6 protein-coding genes and 1 tRNA gene are annotated in these 6,067 nt (G+C 62.3%); 3 read left to right on the forward strand and 4 right to left on the reverse strand.

Annotation, left to right across the window (positions count from 1 at the left end; translation table 11 throughout):
• A partial coding sequence (locus AC1DSN_RS17065) for a phosphoethanolamine transferase (RefSeq protein ID WP_477331839.1) occupies window positions 1-646 on the forward strand: 646 nt, incomplete at its 5' end.
• 156 nt (window positions 647-802) lie between these two features.
• Here the strand turns inward: AC1DSN_RS17065 and AC1DSN_RS17070 are convergent.
• The 3 genes from AC1DSN_RS17070 to AC1DSN_RS17080 form a co-directional block, all read right to left on the reverse strand.
• Window positions 803-878: transfer RNA gene (locus AC1DSN_RS17070), tRNA-Ala, on the reverse strand.
• A gap of 1 nt (window position 879) precedes the next feature.
• Window positions 880-1,281, reverse strand: a complete 402-nt coding sequence (locus tag AC1DSN_RS17075; RefSeq protein ID WP_477331841.1) for a LysR substrate-binding domain-containing protein — start codon at window positions 1,279-1,281, stop codon at window positions 880-882.
• Window positions 1,197-1,997 (reverse strand): SDR family NAD(P)-dependent oxidoreductase, encoded by an 801-nt coding sequence (locus tag AC1DSN_RS17080; protein ID WP_477331843.1) that lies wholly within the window; start codon window positions 1,995-1,997, stop codon window positions 1,197-1,199. Before AC1DSN_RS17080 ends, AC1DSN_RS17075 begins: the two co-directional genes overlap by 85 nt.
• A 111-nt stretch (window positions 1,998-2,108) precedes the next feature.
• On the opposite strand from AC1DSN_RS17080, the gene AC1DSN_RS17085 reads away from it, so the two are divergent.
• Together AC1DSN_RS17085 and AC1DSN_RS17090 are read left to right on the forward strand one after the other, a co-directional pair.
• Window positions 2,109-2,654, forward strand: a complete 546-nt coding sequence (locus AC1DSN_RS17085; protein WP_477297618.1) for a MarR family winged helix-turn-helix transcriptional regulator — start codon at window positions 2,109-2,111, stop codon at window positions 2,652-2,654.
• Between the two features lie 340 nt (window positions 2,655-2,994).
• A complete protein-coding gene (locus tag AC1DSN_RS17090) occupies window positions 2,995-5,412 on the forward strand; it encodes a TonB-dependent receptor (protein ID WP_477331845.1) in 2,418 nt (805 codons plus the stop codon).
• A gap of 415 nt (window positions 5,413-5,827) precedes the next feature.
• Here the strand turns inward: AC1DSN_RS17090 and AC1DSN_RS17095 are convergent.
• A partial coding sequence (locus AC1DSN_RS17095; RefSeq protein WP_477331847.1) for a hypothetical protein occupies window positions 5,828-6,067 on the reverse strand: 240 nt, incomplete at its 5' end.

Below are 6,067 nucleotides of genomic sequence, written 5' to 3' on the forward strand. Positions count from 1 at the left end.
CTGCAAGGATGTCTGCCTGCGCGTGCCCAACGACGACCTCACCGCCGCCAGGATCGACGGCCTGTGCGACGCCAACGGCTGCAAGGATGACGTGCTGATCGCCGACCTGCCCGAACGCCTGGCGAAGATGCGTTCGCCGGCACTGCTCGTGCTGCACATCAAGGGCAGCCACGGCCCGGCGTACTTCCAGCGCTATCCGGCGGCTTTCAATGTCTTCAAGCCGGGTTGCGATACCGGCGAAGTGCAAACATGCACGTATGCGCAGGCCGTCGCGAGCTACGACAACACCATCCTCTACACGGACCATATTCTCGGCCAGGTGGTCGAGGCCTTGAAGGCCGCTCCGGAAGTCGACAGCGCGATGATGTACCTCTCCGACCACGGCGAATCGCTGGGGGAGAACGATATCTATCTCCATGGCGCGGACTGGGCCACAGCGCCGAGCCAGCAAAAGCACATCCCGATGCTGATGTGGCTGTCGCCCGGATGGGTGCGCGACGCTGGCGTGCGCCTGGACTGCATGGCGCAGCGACGCACGCAGCCGGCAAGCCAGGACAACGTGTTCCACACCTTGCTGGGTTTTTTCGACACCCACACGACGGTGTACGAGCCGAAGCTCGATCTGCTGGCGGGTTGCCGGGGCTGAGTCCTCTACGGCGGCCGGCGCCCTTTGTAGGAGGCGGCTTTGCCGGCGATGGGTTCGCGACGACCTCGCTATCGCCGCTGAAGCGGCTCCCACACAAGGCGACCACAAAAAAGCCTCGAGGACGATGGTCTTCGAGGCTTTAGTGCGTTCAATAAGTGGTGGAGCCTGGGGGGATCGAACCCCCGACCTCGTCATTGCGAACGACGCGCTCTCCCGGCTGAGCTAAGGCCCCACTAATCGGCGATGGTAGCAGGGGTTTTTGGTGTCGCCAAGAGTCGGCGCGGTCTTGGCCCCCCTGCAACCGTTGGGAGTGGGGCAATGGGATCGTGTGGCGGGCAGTGGGCACGCAAGACTTCGACGAGCGTACCCGCGCGCAGCTCGTCGGCGAGAATGTAGTTCGGCACGAACGTCACGCCGAATCCGGCCAGGGCCATTTCCCGCATGACCTCGTAACTGTCGATGTCCGGCAGAGCTCCGCACGAAGCGCCGTCAGCCTTCACGGGCGCCAAGAACCGGGCGGGGCTCCTGGCGCCACGTGTCCCGGGGCGCGTTACCCCTTGGTATAACGCGGCGCGGGCGTACCGGTCTGGGTAGCAGCGAACAGCGCGGCGCGCGCGCCGTCGTAGGCAGTCCACAGGCCCTCATCGGCCACGGACGGCCAGGTGATGGTCTCGCCGTTGTCCAGGCCGGTAAGTGAGGCGTCCACCATGTCTTCGGCGCTCATGATCGATTCCTGGCGCAGCGCGGACAGCCGGATGCCGGAAACCTCGTCGGACCAGATCTCGGTAGCTGTGGTGGCGGGCAGAACCAGCTGGATCCTGACGCCGCTATGGGCGAGTTCGGCCTGCAGGCTGCGGGTGAAGGCCAGGACGTAGGCCTTCGTTCCGCTGTAGACGGCGCTGATCGGCAGCGAATGTACCGCGAGCACGGAAGCGACGTTGATGACGGTGCCTTCGTGGCGCGACACGAAGGCGGGCAGGACGGCCTGCGTCAGCCGGGTGAGGGCGGTGATGTTCAAGGCCACCTGCTGCAGTGAATCGTCGACCGAGGTGTCCAGGAGCGGACGTAGTCGTGCCATGCCCGCGTTATTGACCAGCATTTGCACGCTGGCATCGCTCCGGAGGACAGCTTCCACCCTGGCAACATCGGCGTCTTTCCCGAGGTCGGCGGCGAGCACGCGCACGTCTACACCGTGGGCCTTGGTGAGCTGTTCGGCGAGCGTGGCCAGACGGTCTGCGCGGCGCGCCACCAGAACGAGGTCGTAGCCGCGAGCGGCCAGACGCTGAGCGTAGACGGCACCAATACCCGAGGAGGCACCCGTGACGACAGCGGTTTTCTTGGAAGAGGACATAGCGGTTACTCCGTGGTCTAACAGTTGAGGGCTCAATCAAAACGTTGAGGGCTCAACTATATGATAGACTTGCGGCTTGTCAATGCTTCAGTGCTCAACCATCCTTGCGTCATGGCGAAAATCTCCAAAAAACCGGGCGCGCATTCCACCGTGGCGGATAAGGCCGGGGCGGACCTGAGCGCTTTTCTTGCCGTCGCTTGCACGAACACCGCCGTTAGGCGGGCAGCGCGCCGGTTGGGAAGTCTGTATGACGAAGCGCTCGAGCCGATCGGCCTGAAGGCGACGCAGATAGGGCTGCTCGCGGAGATCGAGCGATTGGCCTCCGTCAATGGCGGGCAGGTGCCGACGCTGCAGGACCTGGCGACGAAGCTGGCCCTACAGATTTCCGCTGTAACCCACGCGCTGAGGCCTCTTGTCAGGGAAGGCCTGATCGAACTGCGGCCGGACGAGACCGACAAGCGGGCCAAACGCGCTGCGTTGACGTCTGACGGCAGCCGTCTGCTGCATCGCGCGCTAAAGCACTGGGCGGTCGCCAATCAACAGGTCGAGAAGGTGCTCGGTAGCGAGTCGGCTGCGGCGCTGCGGGCGGTCGCGGACTATGTCTCGTCTGACGAGTTTCTTATTGCTTATGGCGCCGACAACGGAAAAGTCCGCTAACACGGCCAACAGCTTCGCGGCATTATGTGAAGAGCCACGAGCGCCTAATGGCGTCGTTGTAAATATGTTGTAAAATAAGCATGAGAATCTTCAGGGGTAGCGAATACGCACGCATTATTTCGTGCGATTAGCCGCAAAATAAAACTGATTTCGCAATATCCGCCCGGTCACCGTCGACTGGGCTTTTTTATGCCTAGGGAAGGCGTGAGAACTTGCTGTGTTACAGCAGGTATTACGCAGAAATGACAGCAGACATCGCACGAACCTTCGATTATCGAAAGATAGTATCGAGCGGTTAACTGCGGATAACGATTCAACCCTTGTAACTCAGGAAACTCCAGTGAAAAGAAACCATCTCTCCATGGCGATCGCCGTCGTCTTTTCGATGACCGCGGGTTCGGTCTGGGCACAGGATGCAACGGGCCAGTCCGAGACGACGACCACGGCGCAGACGCCTGCGCAGCGCAGCGCGTCGAGCACGTCGAACACGACGACCTCCAACGATACGCGCCGCGTGCAGCAGATGAGCAGCGTGCAGGTGCAGGCGGAAAGCCTCACCCTCGGTGCCGGCCTGATGTCGGTACAGACGGCAGCCAAGGCGGTTTCGACGATTACCCGCGACGCCATCGTCAAGGCCTCGCCTGGCGCGAACTTCACCCAGATGATCGGCTCGATCCCTGGCGTGAACGCCGCGACGGATGACGTCACCGGCCTGGCCAACGGCCACTACACGATCCGCGGCTTCGATTCGTCGGACATCGGCATGACGCTCAACGGCGCGCCGATCACTGACTCGGGCAGCTACTCGGTCTACGCGACCGAGTACGGTGACAGCGAGAACATGGGTGACATCACGGTGCTCCAGGRCATCCCGGATATCGACATGCCCGATTCCGGCGCCAGCGGTGGTCACATCGGCTGGGCGACGATCGATCCTTCGCATAAGGCTGGCGTGGATTTCACCCAGAGCCTGGGCAACAACGATTACCGCCGCACCTTCATCCGCCTCAACACGGGTGATACCGGTCCGGTGCGTTCGTGGATTTCGTACTCGCGGAACACCGCCGACAAGTGGCGTGGCCCGGGCGACATGGAAGTGACCAAGGTCGACGGCAAGTCGGTCTGGACGATCGACGACAACAACTCGATCAGTGCCTCGCTGCAGTACAACCGCGAGAACAACATCAACTACCGTTCGCTGACCAAGGCGCAGGTAGCGCAGAACGGTTACCACTACGACTACCTGAACACGTGGTTGCCGGGTAGCTCGACCGCCGCGATCAACAACAACACGTATTACTACGGCCTGCGTACCAACCCGTTCAAGAGCTACATGGCCAGCCTCGACGGTGAGTTCAAGTTCACCGACAGCCTGCGCCTCTCCGTCGTGCCTTACTTCTGGTATGGCAATGGCGGCGGCGGTGCCGGCGCGACGGTGACCGAGAGTCCGACGGGTGCGGATCGCTTCGGCTTCGCCAATCAGGACGTGAACAACAATGGCGTCGTCTCCGGCGCCGACAAGGGCGTGGTCTATTCGTACTCGGCCGCACTCACCTATCGTCCCGGCATCATCGCCAAGTTCAACCAGGACCTCGGTCAGGACAACAGTCTCGAATACGGCGTGTGGTACGAGCGTTCGCGCAAGAGCCAGTCGGATCTCTATGGTCTGGTGAACAGCGAAGGCACGCCGGCGTCGATCTGGGGCGATGACGCCTTCGTGCTCTACCCGAAGAGTGGTCTTGGCCAGAAGGTGTACAACGAGTACACGAACACCGAGATCAAGAAGGGCTTCCTCACCGACAACTGGACGCCGAACGACTACTGGACCTTCACCGCGGGCGTGAGCTACCTGTGGACGAATCGTACGGGCTTCGCGCAGGAATATCCGGGCTCGATCGCCGGTGCCGTCACCAAGCAGCAGTTCACGACGGACGTCGACAAAAACTGGCACAAGGTGCTGCCGACGGCAGGCATCAAGTTCCAGATGGACGAGCGCAACCAGTTCTACATCGGCAGCGGCAAGACCTTCCGTGCACCGCCGAACACGGTGCTCCTGCTGAATTCGTTGGCCAACCAGGAAGCCGCCAACAAGCCGGAAACGGCCTGGAACACGGACCTCGGCTGGCGTTTCTACGGTGACGCGCTCTCGGTCAGCGCCGACGTCTATCGCAGCAACTACAACAACAAGCAGGAAAGCGCGTTCGACGACACGACGGGTTACACGTATTACACATCGATCCGTCGCATGCACATGCAGGGCTTCAGCTCCGAAGCCAGCTACAAGTTGAACACGTACTGGACGGCGTATGCGTCGTACACCTACACCCAGGCCAAGATCGTCGGCAACATCGACGGCGGCGGCGACGGCATCTATCCGGCCAATGGCAAGACCATGCCCGATACCGCCCGCAATATCGGCAACGTGAGCATCGGCTACGACGATGGCGCGCACCTGTGGGCTACGTTGTCCGCACGCGTCACCAGCTCGCTGTACGGTGACTACCTCAACACCGAGCGCGTGGGTGGTTTCACCCAGTTCAACCTCGCCGGTGGCTACCGCTTCGGCGATTGGGAGGCTCTCAAGTCGCCTTACATCAAGGTCAACCTGAGCAACCTGACCGATCGCAAGGCGTTCTCGTATGTCAGCTCGGCGCAGTTCCTCGCGACCACGCAGGGCTCGCTGTACACCAGCTCGCCGACCTATGGTCTGCTGCAGCCGCGTGCGTTCATGATCACGTTTGGCGCGTCATTCAACTAAGCGCTGTTTGCTACGACTGAAAGGCCAGTCCCGTGAGGGACTGGCCTTTTTTTTGGCTCTTCGCGGGATTTCGGGGATGCGGGAGGGGGCGGTTCACTCGTTTTGCGAGTGCGTGTTTTTCGCGGCTCGCGCTGCCGCTCGCGTGGAGGCGTGGGGCGCAGAGCCTTAGCCGCCGGACGTCGCGGCGCAGAGCCTTCGGTGCYCACCCTCGCTGCTCAGACAGGTCCTCCGCGTTCGACAAGGAAAGGCCGCTGCGCGGCCCATGTACCTATTTGGCCTACGGCCGCTCCACTTGTGCGGAACTCGCCTCGAGGGTGGGCACCGAAGACTCTCCCAGACCTGAGGTTCGCGTGGGTCGAGCCAAAGCGCGCGGCGGCATCAACCACCGTATCTATTCGGCACGCATTCGCCATGATTACGGTTGCTGCCAGGCACGCTGGCGCCGGCGCGGCGCAGACGCGAGGAAGGTGTTCGGCGACCGGGTACCAGCAACGGCTTTCGCATCCACCCCGCGTTCCGGCGTTCGGTCGCGGCCGGGTCCGGGTCCGACGACGGCACCACGCCACCGGCTCTCCTTCCACTGAACCGTATCCTCGTGAGAGACCTTGGTGTCCACCCTCGAGGCGAGTTCCGCACAAGTGGAGCGGCCGTAGGC

Source organism: Luteibacter sp. P4_D7_3 (assembly GCF_056401735.1).